This window comes from Seonamhaeicola aphaedonensis (genome assembly GCF_003386195.1).
GTDB lineage: Bacteria > Bacteroidota > Bacteroidia > Flavobacteriales > Flavobacteriaceae > Seonamhaeicola > Seonamhaeicola aphaedonensis.
In genome coordinates, this window is sequence record NZ_QRDX01000002.1 from 354,534 (window position 1) to 367,960 (window position 13,427).

General features: G+C 33.8%; 12 protein-coding genes. 6 read left to right on the forward strand and 6 right to left on the reverse strand.

The genetic code is table 11. From position 1 onward, the window contains the following. Positions 1 to 60: 60 nt before the first annotated feature. Entirely contained in the window at positions 61 to 1,008 is a 948-nt protein-coding gene (locus DFQ02_RS05310; protein ID WP_116039955.1) for an NAD(P)H-dependent flavin oxidoreductase, read from the reverse strand. Positions 1,009 to 1,187: 179 nt separating this feature from the next. Here DFQ02_RS05310 and DFQ02_RS05315 point away from each other — a divergent pair, with 179 nt between their 5' ends. Continuing rightward, complete coding sequence (locus tag DFQ02_RS05315; protein WP_116039956.1) at positions 1,188 to 1,688, forward strand: nicotinate-nucleotide adenylyltransferase; 501 nt, start codon at positions 1,188 to 1,190, stop codon at positions 1,686 to 1,688. Here DFQ02_RS05315 and DFQ02_RS05320 read toward each other — a convergent pair. Both DFQ02_RS05320 and dnaK read right to left on the reverse strand, forming a co-directional pair. Next, positions 1,685 to 2,908 (reverse strand): class I SAM-dependent rRNA methyltransferase, encoded by a 1,224-nt coding sequence (locus DFQ02_RS05320; RefSeq protein ID WP_116039957.1) that lies wholly within the window; start codon positions 2,906 to 2,908, stop codon positions 1,685 to 1,687. The two genes, DFQ02_RS05315 and DFQ02_RS05320, sit on opposite strands and share 4 nt — an antisense overlap. Positions 2,909 to 3,030: 122 nt before the next feature. Continuing rightward, complete coding sequence (gene dnaK, locus DFQ02_RS05325) at positions 3,031 to 4,941, reverse strand: molecular chaperone DnaK (RefSeq protein ID WP_116039958.1); 1,911 nt, start codon at positions 4,939 to 4,941, stop codon at positions 3,031 to 3,033. Positions 4,942 to 5,143: 202 nt separating this feature from the next. On the opposite strand from dnaK, the gene panB reads away from it, so the two are divergent. The 3 genes from panB to DFQ02_RS05340 all read left to right on the forward strand — a co-directional run bounded on the left by panB (position 5,144) and on the right by DFQ02_RS05340 (position 8,140). After that, positions 5,144 to 5,962, forward strand: a complete 819-nt coding sequence (panB, locus tag DFQ02_RS05330) for a 3-methyl-2-oxobutanoate hydroxymethyltransferase (RefSeq protein ID WP_116039959.1) — start codon at positions 5,144 to 5,146, stop codon at positions 5,960 to 5,962. Between the two features lie 67 nt (positions 5,963 to 6,029). Further along, a complete protein-coding gene (locus tag DFQ02_RS05335) occupies positions 6,030 to 6,731 on the forward strand; it encodes an RluA family pseudouridine synthase (RefSeq protein ID WP_116039960.1) in 702 nt (233 codons plus the stop codon). Between the two features lie 26 nt (positions 6,732 to 6,757). Further along, positions 6,758 to 8,140: an aldehyde dehydrogenase gene (locus DFQ02_RS05340; protein ID WP_116039961.1), complete on the forward strand. Its 1,383-nt coding sequence runs from the start codon at positions 6,758 to 6,760 to the stop codon at positions 8,138 to 8,140. A 12-nt stretch (positions 8,141 to 8,152) separates the two neighbouring features. Here DFQ02_RS05340 and DFQ02_RS05345 read toward each other — a convergent pair whose 3' ends face one another. Both DFQ02_RS05345 and DFQ02_RS05350 read right to left on the reverse strand, forming a co-directional pair. Continuing rightward, positions 8,153 to 8,782, reverse strand: a complete 630-nt coding sequence (locus tag DFQ02_RS05345; RefSeq protein WP_116039962.1) for a CPBP family glutamic-type intramembrane protease — start codon at positions 8,780 to 8,782, stop codon at positions 8,153 to 8,155. A gap of 1 nt (position 8,783) precedes the next feature. Then, positions 8,784 to 9,242: an Lrp/AsnC family transcriptional regulator gene (locus DFQ02_RS05350; protein ID WP_116039963.1), complete on the reverse strand. Its 459-nt coding sequence runs from the start codon at positions 9,240 to 9,242 to the stop codon at positions 8,784 to 8,786. Positions 9,243 to 9,397: 155 nt separating this feature from the next. On the opposite strand from DFQ02_RS05350, the gene DFQ02_RS05355 reads away from it, so the two are divergent. Then, positions 9,398 to 10,624, forward strand: a complete 1,227-nt coding sequence (locus tag DFQ02_RS05355) for an aminotransferase class I/II-fold pyridoxal phosphate-dependent enzyme (protein ID WP_116039964.1) — start codon at positions 9,398 to 9,400, stop codon at positions 10,622 to 10,624. Here the strand turns inward: DFQ02_RS05355 and DFQ02_RS05360 are convergent, their stop codons facing one another. Beyond that, a complete protein-coding gene (locus tag DFQ02_RS05360; RefSeq protein ID WP_245940201.1) occupies positions 10,625 to 11,698 on the reverse strand; it encodes a metal-dependent hydrolase in 1,074 nt (357 codons plus the stop codon). 48 nt (positions 11,699 to 11,746) lie between these two features. On the opposite strand from DFQ02_RS05360, the gene nhaC reads away from it, so the two are divergent. Continuing rightward, positions 11,747 to 13,231 carry a Na+/H+ antiporter NhaC gene (nhaC, locus tag DFQ02_RS05365; RefSeq protein WP_116039965.1) on the forward strand — a complete coding sequence of 495 codons (1,485 nt, stop codon included), beginning with the start codon at positions 11,747 to 11,749 and terminating at the stop codon, positions 13,229 to 13,231. Positions 13,232 to 13,427: the final 196 nt, after the last annotated feature.

The following is a 13,427-nucleotide window of genomic DNA, read 5'->3' on the forward strand; positions in this document are numbered from 1 at the left end:
GATTAAATAACATAAAAATACGCCGAAACGCATTTTTTGAAAACAAATTTTGTAATTTATTTATTCCGTTAATCTCTTAACAATAGATCTTGTAGGTAAAATTTTGCTAGTATGTTCAATACTTGGTCCAGCCACCCAAACAGTCTTATAAGTGGCTTTAGTTGCTGCATTTTTAGTGGCGTTCATACCAATAGAAAAGCGAATCATCTTCACCCATTTTTTCAATTTTCTATTTTTGTTAAGCAAATTTTCAATCCATGTAGCTTTGGTTCCTATTTTTTTAACATAAGGCGTATTGATGACCGTACAAGGCGTTCCAGAAATACGCTCGGTCATAACAATATCTTCAGCTCCATAGTCAACACAGGCTTGTTTATATTCATCGGTTACTTGAGCTTCATTTGACGCTATAAACGGACTCCCTACTGAAACTCCTGCAGCTCCATAACTAATCATTTTTTCAACATCGGCCTTACAACCTACACCACCAGCAGAAATTATGGGAATATTACAATGCTCAACCAATTCAGTAATTAAATCTTTTGGAGATATATTTCCTCTATGCCCACCTGCCTGATTATTAACAGCAATAATAGCATCTGCTCCTAAGTTTTCAACTTTTTTTGCAAACTTTAAATCTACCACATCACAGAACACTTTTATTCCGACTTTGTGTGCTTTCCTAATTGTTTCTTCTGGGCTTCCTAAAGATGTTATAATAAAATCGCAACCCTCTTCACAAATAACTTCTAACTGACTTTTACACTTGACATTAGATTTGTTAACGATTAAATTAAATCCAAACGCACCTCCTTTAACCTTAGCTTTTTTTAGAGCTTTTGCTGCTAATCGTAATTCATCAAGAGTTCTAAAATTGAGGGCAGGAATGCAGCCTGCAATACCACTTTTCATAGCTTCTGTAACCATATCTACATTAGATACCAAAAACATAGGCGCCTGAATAATAGGATGTTTAATTTCTAGCAAATCGGTTAGATTATTTGACATTTAAAATTAATATTTCAACAAATATAAAAATATTATGCATGCATAACAACTTAAAATCAGATAGTTACAATTATCAATGATTAAAAAAAGGCTAACCATTTGGTTTAATGATATTTATCATATTTTTACTATGCATGCATAGTTATTTTTGATGCATTTAATTACAAAACCATTACATCATGAAAAGAATACTTTTAGCGTCTTTTTTAATAATACTTTCGCTACAATTAAACGCACAAATTATTGAATTACCTGATGCAGTAATTTATTTGAACTCGGACTATTTGAATGCTATCGATATTGAAAATGCTCCAGAACGTGTCAAAAAACTAGAAGAAGCCGTTTTAAATTATAATAATACAGCTATATCTGATCTTTATGATGATAAAAAAGACATATATCTCGTGTCTTTTAATATACCAGAAGGCAAAATTATAGCGTCTATTAACAAAAAGGGAGAAATTATTAGAACTTTAGAAAAATATAATAATGTTAGACTACCATTAGAAGTTATGCAAGCTATATCAAATCGCTTTCCTAATTGGGGGATTGTTGAAGATATTTATCATATAAAATACCACTGTGAAAGCGATAGCTTAAAAAAGGAATACAAAGTTAAGATTAAAAACGAAGACCAAATACTAACGATTAAAACTAACGAAAAGGGTGATTTTATTTAATTTGTAAAACGATAATACCCACATTTTAAATAAGCTCCCTCTGGGAATGTAACTGGATGATCTAAATCATGTTGAGTATTCATTATATTTTTGAACACCCTTTTTTGCTTCTTAAGAGTCTGGGTATTAATATCAAAAAAGGATTGTGCCAATACTCTCGAAGAGCAGGATGCCAATACTAAAAGTCCATTTTTAGCTGTTAGCTTCTCTCCTAGTTCTGCTAATTGTGCATATTTCTTTTTAGCTAACTCTATTTCAGATTGTTGTTTAGCAAAACTAGGTGGGTCTATAACTACAACATCAAAAGTTTCTCCTTTTATTATTAGTCTTTTTAATTCTTCAAACGCATCTCCTAAAATAGTTACATGTTTTCCTGAATAATTATTCCGCTTTCCGTTTTCAATTGCAATTTCAAGTGCTTGTTTGCTAATATCTAAACTGGTTACTTCGGTTGCTCCATTGTATAGGGCATGTACCGAAAACCCTCCAGCATAAGAGAAGACATCTAATACGGTTTTACTTTTACTAAATTCACCTACCTGTTTTCTGTTAGCACGATGGTCTAAAAAATAACCTGTTTTATGTCCTTTAATAACATTGGCCGAAAACTTAACATTGTGCTCAACAAACTCAATAATTTCATTTTCTAATTCACCATAAACAACTTCACCATCCTTCAATTGATGATTTTTTGATTTTTGAAGACTTCTACTTAACCTAATTACTATAGTTTCAGCTTTAGAAATTTTTTGTAAGCTTTCTAAAATGCTTTCTAGATAAGGTAACCAAATTTCAGAATATAACTTTACCACTAAAACTGTGTTGTAAACATCGGCTATAAGTCCAGGAAATCCATCATTTTCACCAAAAATCAATCGATAACTATTAGTGTTTGTTTTTAGTAATTCTTTACGCTTTACAAAAGCCTTTTCAATGTTTTTTAAAAAAAACGACGCATTAACTTCGGAAGAACCTAACAGAATCATTTTGATGCTAATAGGTGAATTGGCATCATAGAGTCCCAATCCTATGACTTTATTTTTATGCTTTCCAAAAATAATAGCTAAGTCACCTGTCTTGGCACCACTACTTATTTTAGTTATACTATTTGAAAATACCCATGGATGCCCTTTTAAAACAGAATGTTCGCCTTTAGCGCTTAATTTAACAGCTAAGTTTTTTGGAGTAAACTTTGATTTAACTTTTGATGAAAACGACATGTACTTTTAATATCTATCCAAAAGTATTGGTTTTGTAAGTTATAAAAAAACGCAACTCAATGAGTTGCGTTTTTTTTCTTATGCTAATGAGGATGCTAAAACAAGTTTAGCATAACAACAAATTATTTTACCTCTTCAAAGTCAACGTCTTCAACGTCACTACTTTCTCCTGCATCTGAACTAGCTCCAGCATCAGGTCCTGATTGTGCACCTCCTGCTTGTTGAGCTTCAGCTTGTGCTTTATACATTTCTTCGCTTGCTACTTTCCAAGCTTCGTTCATTTTTTCTAAAGCAGGGTCAATGATAGCGATATCCTTTGTTTCATAAGCTTTTTTCAATTCCTCTAAGGCTTCTTGGATTGGTTGTTTTTTATCTTCTGATAATTTATCACCAAATTCCTCTAATTGCTTCTCTGTTTGGAAAATCATTGAATCTGCCTCATTTAATTTTTTGGCAGTTTCAGCAGCTTTAGCATCAGCTTCTGCATTTGCTTCGGCATCAGCTTTCATTTTTTGGATTTCTTCTTCAGTTAATCCAGAAGAGGCTTCTATTCTAATGTCTTGTTTCTTACCAGTAGCCTTATCTTCAGCAGATACTTTAATAATACCGTTGGCATCAATATCAAACGTCACTTCAATTTGAGGGGTACCACGTCTTGCTGGTGGAATACCATCTAGGTGGAAACGCCCAATAGTTTTGTTATCTGCAGCCATTGGTCTTTCACCTTGTAACACGTGAATTTCTACTGAAGGCTGATTATCGGCAGCTGTAGAGAATACTTGCGATTTCTTAGTAGGAATGGTAGTATTCGCCTCAATCAATTTGGTAAACACGTTACCCATAGTCTCGATACCTAAAGATAATGGCGTTACGTCAAGAAGTAAAACGTCTTTAACGTCTCCAGTTAATACACCACCTTGGATACCAGCTCCTAAAGAAACAACTTCATCTGGGTTTACACCTTTACTTGGCGCTTTTCCAAAGAATTTCTCAACAGCTTCTTGTACTGCAGGAATACGTGTAGAACCACCTACTAAAATGATTTCATCAATATCACTTTTACTTAATCCAGCTGCTTTTAAAGCAGATGCACATGGCTCAATGGTACGCTTTACTAAGTCGTCTATTAACTGTTCAAATTTAGAGCGGGTTAATGTACGCACTAAGTGTTTTGGTCCACTAGCTGTAGCAGTAATGTACGGTAAATTAATCTCGGTTTGAGAAGACGATGATAACTCAATCTTAGCTTTTTCAGCAGCTTCTTTTAGACGTTGTAATGACATTGGGTCTTGTCTAAGATCCATAGATTCCTCTGCCTTAAATTCATCTGCTAACCAGTTAATGATTTTCTCATCTACATCATCACCACCTAAATGTGTATCACCATCAGTAGAAAGTACTTCAAATACCCCATCACCTAATTCAAGGATAGATACATCATGTGTTCCACCACCAAAATCAAATACCACTATTTTTTGGTCTTGTCCTTTTTTATCTAAACCGTAGGCTAAAGCAGCTGCCGTAGGCTCATTAATAATACGCTCTACCTTCAAACCAGCAATCTCACCAGCTTCTTTGGTAGCTTGTCTTTGAGAATCATTAAAGTAAGCTGGTACTGTAATCACAGCTCTGCTTACATCTTGTCCTAAGTAATCTTCGGCAGTTTTCTTCATTTTTTGAAGAATCATGGCAGATAATTCTTGTGGTGTATATAATCTACCGTCAATATCAACTCTAGGAGTATCATTGTCACCTTTAACTACTTTATACGGTACACGTTCTGCTTCACTTTTAGATTCAGAATATTTATTCCCCATAAAACGTTTAATAGAATAAACTGTCTTTGTAGGGTTTGTTACCGCTTGTCTTTTAGCAGGATCACCAACTTTAATCTCTCCACCCTCAACAAATGCAATGACTGATGGTGTAGTACGCTTACCTTCTGCGTTTGGAATTACAACGGGATCATTACCCTCCATTACCGAAACACAAGAGTTGGTTGTTCCTAAATCTATTCCAATAATCTTACTCATAATATATTTTACTTTATTGTGTTGAATATTCTTTTTAAACTCGTTTTGTAAATGTCAATCATTATGCCAATGCAATAATACTGACACAGTGTCAGCTATCAGTCTCGATTGTTGATTTGGTTTATTAATTTTACTTTATTCCCGAACTCATTAAGGAACCGTTTAATTTATTACTTTTACATGCTATTTAAACAAATAAGATATGTCCAAAGCTAAAAAAGAATATAAACGCGTTACGGTCAAATCATTGGTGGATATGAAGACTTCTGGTGAGAAAATTTCCATGCTTACAGCCTATGACTACACCATGGCAAAAATTGTTGACGGTGCTGGCGTAGATGTTATTTTGGTTGGAGATTCTGCCAGCAACGTTATGGCAGGTCATGAAACAACGTTACCCATTACTTTAGATCAAATGATTTATCACGCATCGTCTGTGATTAGGGCTATTGACAGAGCTTTGGTAGTAGTTGATTTACCTTTTGGAAGCTATCAGAGCGACCCCAAGGAAGCGCTTCGATCTGCTATTAGAATTATGAAAGAAAGTGGCGCACATTCTGTTAAACTTGAAGGCGGAAAAGAGATTAAAGAATCTATTAAACGAATTTTAAATGCCGGAATTCCCGTCATGGGACACCTTGGATTAACACCCCAATCTATTTACAAATTTGGTACTTACACCGTTAGAGCTAAAGAAGAAGAAGAGGCTGAGCAACTTATTAAAGATGCCAAAATGTTAGAACGAACTGGTTGTTTTGCCATTGTACTTGAAAAAATACCTGCATCCCTGGCTAAACAGGTTGCGGACAGTGTAAGTATCCCTATTATTGGTATTGGAGCAGGTCCTTATGTTGATGGTCAGGTTTTAGTGCTACATGATATGTTGGGAATGACTCATGAGTTTAATCCACGTTTTTTACGTCGATATTTAAATTTGTATGAAGATATGACCAACGCCATGAAGCAATATGTGTCTGATGTGAAAAGCTTAGATTTTCCTAATGAATCTGAACAATATTAACCTCTGTTAGCTATTAGCTATTAGCGAAATTAAAACTTTGCGTCATGGCGCGTTTTCGAGAAAAATAATGGCATTGAAGACTATTTCGAATAATAACAACCTTAACATTCTTTATGAGGACAATCATATCATAATCGTTAACAAACGTGCTGGCGATATTGTTCAAGGCGACAAAACTGGAGATAAGCCCCTTAGTGATGTTGTTAAGGAATATCTGAAAGCGAAATACAATAAACCTGGTAACGTATTTTTAGGCACAGTTCATAGGTTAGATAGACCTACTACAGGTATTATTGTTTTTGCACGCACCAGTAAAGCGCTACCTAGACTTAACAAGCTCTTTTCAGAAAAGAAAGCGCAAAAAACCTATTGGGCCTTAGTAAACAATAAACCTCCTAAAAAAGAAGACACCTTGATACATTGGCTTAAGAAAAACCCCAGGAACAATAAGTCCTACGCACATATAAAAGAAGTTAGCGATAGTAAAAAAGCCGTTCTGCATTATAAAGTCCTTAAAGAACTAGACAATTATCTACTATTGGAAATAAATTTGGAAACCGGGAGACATCATCAAATCCGCTCACAACTTTCTAGCATAGGCTGCATTATTAAAGGTGATTTAAAATACGGCGCTAACCGAAGTAATAAAGATGCTAGCATTCACCTTCATGCAAGACAGATTCAATTTACACATCCTGTGTCTAAAGAAGATATAAATATCATGGCACCTTTACCTAACGATCCCATATGGAATGCTTGTTTGGAGTAAATTAGATATATTTAAAAAAACTTTATTTGAAGAGCATTCCCAACATACTTTCGACACAAAAAAACTTTTTCAAAACTCAGAAAACAAAAGATGTTTCTTACAGGTTGATACTATTAAAAGCCTTGAGACTTGAAATTATTTCTAATGAACAGGCTATTTACGAGGCACTGAAGAAAGATTTTAACAAGTCGGAATTCGAGAGTTTTTTAAGTGAATACGGATTGGTGATTTCAGAACTGAATTTAGTTATTAAAAATCTGAAGAAATGGGCTAAACCTAAACGTGTCACAGCTTCTTTGCTCACGTTTCCTTCCAGAGACTATATTTACAAATCACCTTACGGCAATGTTTTGATTATTGGTCCTTGGAATTATCCATTTCTGTTAACTATGGAGCCTTTAATCATGGCCATAGCTGCAGGTAATACAGTTGTTTTAAAACCCAGTGAATTGACTACAAACACCTCTCAGTTAATTTCAGAAATTATTTCGAATGTATTTCCCAAACAGGTGGTTATTTCGGTTCAAGGTGGTGTACCTGTAGCTACAGAATTACTGACTCAAAAATGGGATTATATATTCTTTACAGGAAGTGTAGCTGTTGGGAAAATTGTTGCAAAAGCAGCAGCTAAACATTTAACCCCTGTAACATTAGAGCTTGGAGGAAAATCACCTTGTATTGTTGATGATACGGTTGATTTAAAACTAACTGCTAGACGAGTAATCTGGGGTAAATTTTTAAATGGTGGACAAACCTGCATAGCTGCGGATTACCTAATAGTTAATGACAACATCAAGGAAGTTTTTATAGAAATACTGAAAAAGGAAATTATTAGGGCCTATGGCCAAAACCCTAAAAAATCTAAAGACTTTCCAAGGATTATAAATAAGCAGCATACCAAAAGACTTGCAAAAGCACTTGATAATACTCATATTATTTTTGGAGGTGAAGTAGATATTGAAAACAGATACATTTCTCCTACACTAGTGGATTTAACAAATTTGGATTGTGAATTGATGAATAATGAAATATTTGGTCCCATACTTCCTATACTTGCCTATAAGACAGACATAGACATAGAAAACATTATTAGAACTTTTGAAAAACCTTTGGCCTTTTATGTGTTTTCGAACAATAAGTCATTTATTGATAGTACAATAAATAAATTTGAATTTGGTGGTGGTGTAGTGAATGATTTATTAATTCATTTTGGTAATCCCAAACTACCTTTTGGCGGTGTTGGTTCTAGTGGTATGGGAGCTTATCATGGTAAGCATGGTTTCGATACGTTTTCTCATGAGAAATCTATTGTAAAACGAGGTACTTGGATAGACCCACCAACACGTTACGCGCCTTATGACAATAAAAAAATGACTATCATAAGAAAAATGTTTAAGTGGTTTGGGTAATTAAAATATAATTTAACTTGGAAACCCTAACATATTACCCATACCAACAGTAAAAAGCCAACAGCCATAAATAGCATGTTCGATAGAAACCAATAAAGTAGAATTGGTTCTATAGAATGTTGAAGCAAACAATACCCCTCCTAGAAACGTAAGTACAATTACTAAGGTGTTTTTAAAGAATAAATGACCAAGGGAAAACATAATAGCATTTAAAAACAAAAAAAACTTATCATTTTTAATCAGGCATTGATAGCGCTGAAAAAAGAAGGTACGGTATACAAGTTCTTGAGGGTAAACAGACAATAAACTATAGATGAATACAATACCCACCCACATTTTGGGTTTATTCACAAGTACATTAAAAAGCAATTCCTTATTTGTAATCCAAACAAATACAGTAGTAACACCTACAATAACAACAAATTTTATAAGAGTCGTTTTCCAAAAGCGTTTCCACCTCAAATTAGAGAATATTTGAAACTTAAGTTTTTCAACTTTTATAAGTATAAATACCACATAAAAAAATCCCAGAAGCCCAATAATCATCTTAATCATAATTGGTAAATAAGAAATGGTAAAGCTTACAGGTGCTAACACAAATACTAAGAAAAACTCAATGCCTTTATAAACGATTGTTTTCATATTAGAAGTTAATGACAGTGGTATGTTTAACTTCATTTATAACAAACATACTATGAGTACTTCCTATATGCTTCAATGTTGTGAGCTTTTTAACCATAAACTCTCTAAATGCAGACATATCTGAAACTAAAACTTTTAACAGGTAGTCATAATCACCGCTTAAATGGTAGCATTCTAACACTTCGTTTAATTTGGCTACTTCTCTTTCAAAGCTCACTACATATTCTTGTATGTGTTGAACCAATTTAATATGACAAAACACAATGAAATTCTTTTCTACTTTTTGTTTATCAACTAAAGCTACATACCCTTGAATAAAACCAGCTTTTTCAAGTTTTTTTATGCGTTCATAAACAGCAGTTACAGAAAGGTTTAGCTTATTAGACAATTCTTTGTTAGTTTGTTTACTGTCTTTTTGTAAAAACTCAAGTAACTTCTTATCTGTAGCATCAAAAACCATATTCGAAATTTTTTCTAAATATACAGTTAATTCATCATATAAATGATTTTAATTCTATATTTTATATATATAATAGTTTTGTATTCTATAATTATAAATAATCATTGACTATAAGTCTATATTTCACGAAATTAGAAGTAATTAAACCATACATTATGTCTTTTAAGCCCGCAAACCATATTCAGGATTTACAGTACTTTGGAGAATTTGGAGGCGTTAATCCTTCTATTTCTGATTCTTCAACATACACATTTCTATCGGCAAAAACCATGTTCGATACTTTTGAAGGTAATGCAGATGGTTGTTATTTATATTCACGCCACTCTTCGCCTTCCAATTTATATTTAGGTGAAGCGTTGGCTGCCATGGAAGGCACAGAAACCGCCATTGTAACATCATCAGGTATGGGAGCCATTACCTCGGTTTTATTACAGTTGTGTAATGTAGGAGATCATATTATTTCAAGTAGGACCATCTATGGTGGCACCTATGCTTTTCTGAAAAATTTTACACCTAAATTCAATATAAAAACGTCTTTTGTAGATATCACCAAATTAGAATCTATTGAAAAGGCTATAGATAAAAACACAAAAATTATTTATTGTGAAGTTGTAAGTAATCCACTCCTAGAAATAGCAAATATTAAAGAAATTGCCAAAATTGCAAATAAACATCAGTTAACACTGGTTGTAGACAATACGTTTTCACCACTTTCAATTTCTCCCGCTAAACTAGGAGCTCACGTGATAATTCATAGCTTAACTAAATTTATAAATGGCTCCAGTGATACGGTTGGTGGGGCCGTCTGTGGAACTCATGAGTTGATAAACCTATTACGAAATGTTAATGATGGTGCTGCTATGTTACTAGGTGTCACTATGGATAGTCTTAGGGCAGCTTCTATTTTAAAAAATTTAAGAACCCTTCATATAAGAATGCAGCAACACAGTAAAAACGGATTATACCTTGCTCGTAAATTTGAGGCAGACGGACTTAAAACTGTTTATCCAGGATTAGAATCGCATCCATCACATAAATTATTCACCAATCAAATGAATAAGGAATATGGTTATGGAGGTATGCTAACCATTGATGTTGGGGCTTTAGATAAAGCTAATAAGCTTATGGAAATGATGCAAGAAAAAAACCTGGGGTATTTAGCAGTGAGCTTAGGTTTTTATAAAACATTATTTAGTGCTCCAGGAACATCGACGTCTTCAGAAATTCCTGCAAATGAACAAAAAGCTATGGGATTAACCGATGGATTAATCAGGTTTTCTATAGGGCTAGATGCTGATATTGAACGTACCTATAAAATGATGCGACAATGTATGGAGGCATTAGGGATTTTAAAATTTAAAAAATTAGGTAAAATAACATAATTACTTTCCTTTCATTCTTATCCAAAGTGCATTTAAGGCCTCAGATATGTTATCTTCATTTCTCTCAAAAGGTTTCATATTGAGTGCTCCATCATCGTCATGTAATAAAAAACTAAAAACAGAAGATGTTGAGTTTTCTTCTTGAGTAACCGGATAACGTAAATCATTGTATTGGTATTCATTTTCGGCCACTTTATAAATACTATAATACTGATTACTAAACCACGCCAAATCCTTAACACGTTTATACTTTTCAGTAGATAGGGCTCGTTCTTTTTTTAGTTCTCTAAAATCTGAAAAGAGATTATCTTTATCTAACAAAGAATAATAACCTACCCAATACGTAGAATCTGTTTCTGCAACACCATACCATAAAATATTATTAAAAATTGTTGGTTGGGTATACCCTCTTTTAAAATTTATTTTATTGGATTCTAATGATTTTTTAAAAACGGTATCCATATATAATTTATTCCCAAAAGTAAATAGCAAGTAGGCAGAACTAATACCAATTCCTAGTTTTAAAATAAAACGTCTTTTATTTGAAGTCCTTCTAAAAAACATCAGAACGATGAGACATAAAAGAAATGGCAAAGTGTAAATGGGGTCAACAACAGCAATATTATTTAAAGCCACTCTGTAATTGGTAAAAGGCGCAAATAATTGGGTGCCATAGGGCGTAAAACAGTCTAAAATGGGATGCGTAAATAAGGCCCAAAAGAACAGGTTTTTCCAATCTTTTAAATCGGTTGTTCCTTGTCTTTTACCAATATTGTAAAATTTAAAAGTAAGCCAACCCAAAATAATGGCAGCAAAAACAGAAAACAAAATAGAATGCATAAACCCACGGTGAAACAACATGGCGTCAATTTCGTTTCCATAAAGCCAACGGCCTACAAAAACATCTAAATCGGGAATAGTGCCTCCAATAGCTCCAAAGAGTAATGCTTTATTACCTATTTTTTTACCTAAGACCGCCTCACCACAGGCAGCACCTAAAACAATTTGAGTTAAAGAATCCATAAATGCATAATACGAATGTAAATTTACGTAAGTATTTCTATTTGCAAACATGAAGCTAAAGTTGTAACATTGAACTGCATTAAAATTTCTTATCACTTCATGGAGAGCCAAAATATAAAACCCAGAGAACCTCAAGACGAAAACATCATAGAAAACAGAGAACTTAATATTTGGGAGGCGCTTATTCCGGTTTTTGCCCTATTGGGTATGCTTTTTTACAATGTGTTTTTTGTTTATGGTGATGATGCCTTAAGTGGTAGTAATCAATTCATTCTTTTATTAGGTGCCGCAGTAGCTGCTATTGTTGGATGTTTTAATAAAGTATCTTATAAACAAATGCTTGATGAAGTTGCAGAAAATATTAAATCTACTGCTGGGGCTATTTTAATATTATTGATGGTAGGTGCTTTAGCTGGAACATGGCTTATAAGCGGTATTATCCCATCCATGATTTACTACGGATTGCAAATACTAAATCCTACTATATTCCTAGGAGCTTGCGTAATCATTTGTGCCATTATTTCCATTGCCACAGGTAGCTCATGGACCACATCAGCAACTGTTGGTATTGCCCTTATTGGTATTGCAAAAACTTTAGACGTCTCTGTGGGTATGACCGCCGGAGCCGTTTTATCTGGAGCTTATTTTGGAGATAAAATGTCTCCTTTAAGTGATACTACTAATCTAGCTCCTGCTATGGCTGGTGGTGAATTATTTTCGCATATTAGATATATGGCCTTAACAACAACACCTACAATAATCATTACTTTAATTGCCTTTGTGATAATAGGCTTGAACATTGACACTACCGGAAGTCCTGATATATCGGATAAACTTACTGCTATTAGTCAAGCTTTTCACATTTCGCCTTGGCTATTTTTAGTTCCGGTGGTTGTAATTTTTATGATAATTAAAAAAACGCCACCCTTGGTAGCGCTTTTAGTAGGTACACTTCTTGGCGGTATGGCAGCTATAATTGCCCAACCTCATATTGTGTTGGCGGTAGCTGAATCTGACTCATTAACCTTTAACGCTGCTTATAAAGGTGTTATGAATGCCATTACGGTTGATACTTCGGTAGCAACCTCGAGTACAGAATTAAATGATTTATTTTCATCTGGAGGTATGAGCGGTATGTTGGGAACTATTTGGCTCATTATTTGTGCCATGGTTTTTGGAGGGGTTATGGATGCTATAGGAGCTCTTTCAAGAATCAGTAAGTCGGTTTTAAACTTATTCGATTCCGTATTCGGATTATTCGCCAGTACGGTTATTAGCTGTTTGGGTTTAAACGCCTTAGCATCAGACCAATATTTAGCTATTGTAGTTCCGGGTAAAATGTACCAAAAAGCTTATAAAGAAAAAGGGCTTGCTCCAGAAAATTTAAGTAGAACTTTAGAAGATTCTGGAACTGTCACCTCGGTATTAATCCCTTGGAATACGTGTGGTGCTTATCAATCGGGCGTATTAGGCGTTCCGGTTATAGATTATTTAGCCTTTGCCATTTTCAATTGGTTGAGTCCGTTCATGACCTTATTATTTGCAGCATTCCGTATAAAAATTAAGCAAATTAACACAAAATAAAAAGACCAGCTAAATCCTTTTTCCATTAAGAATAAAGTAATTTATCACCTTATTTTTTTACAAATTAACAAAATACAAGGGCCTTTTTTTTATCCATATGCTATTACTATTTAATTATAAGATTTTATAATTGAATAAAATTTTTAAACATACCTAATGGATTAATTTTGCCATTGAATTTAACTGAATCATTAAA